Genomic DNA, 555 nt, shown 5'->3' with positions numbered 1-555 from the left:
AAATAGATAAATTGACAAGAGAAAAGCACTTTGTGTATATCACAGGTGCTTTTTATTTTCATTTTGATATAGGGCTTGAATTAAATTTTTACACTAAAATATATACGGCAAAAAGGGGGGAATTCATTGCACAAAGTTATTTATGGAATATTAATTTTAATTTATACTTTGTATTCATTTTTTGTAAGTGATGGAAGTGAAGTAAGGTTTATTATGCTGTTAACTATAGTACTTATCTTTTCTGTAGTTTTAGAAAAAGGAAATGCAAACAAAACGACTGATTAAAGGGGTCGTTTTGTTTGCATTTTTAAGTTGGCTATTACAGTCCAGATGTTTTAGGGATAGGACCAAATTGCCATCAAGCTTAAAGAATCATTTATCCCCAAACAATAAAAATGAGCAACATGCATAAAATTTTCGTTCTGGAGGTGGTATGAGATTTTGAGTTGATGGGCATGTGGTGCTCCCCCACATCCATCAACTTAACGTATATTCTTATACAAAATGCGGTCTTTCCACGTAGTTTTTTATTATCTGTTATAGATGTTATAAAAG

Annotated in this window: 1 protein-coding gene; it reads left to right on the top strand. The window is 31.0% G+C overall.

Going from position 1 to position 555, the window contains the following annotated elements:
- Positions 1-191: hypothetical protein (locus MR155_RS31330; protein WP_242312123.1), on the top strand; the 191-nt coding region annotated here is incomplete at its 5' end.
- Positions 192-555 lie beyond the last annotated feature (364 nt).

The sequence above is a fragment of the Bacillus cereus group sp. BfR-BA-01331 genome (assembly GCF_022663915.1).
In the GTDB taxonomy this organism is placed as follows: Bacteria; Bacillota; Bacilli; order Bacillales; family Bacillaceae_G; genus Bacillus_A; species Bacillus_A mycoides.
Note: the sequence above shows the minus strand (reverse complement) of the source record. Positions and strands in the feature narration are given on the sequence as shown.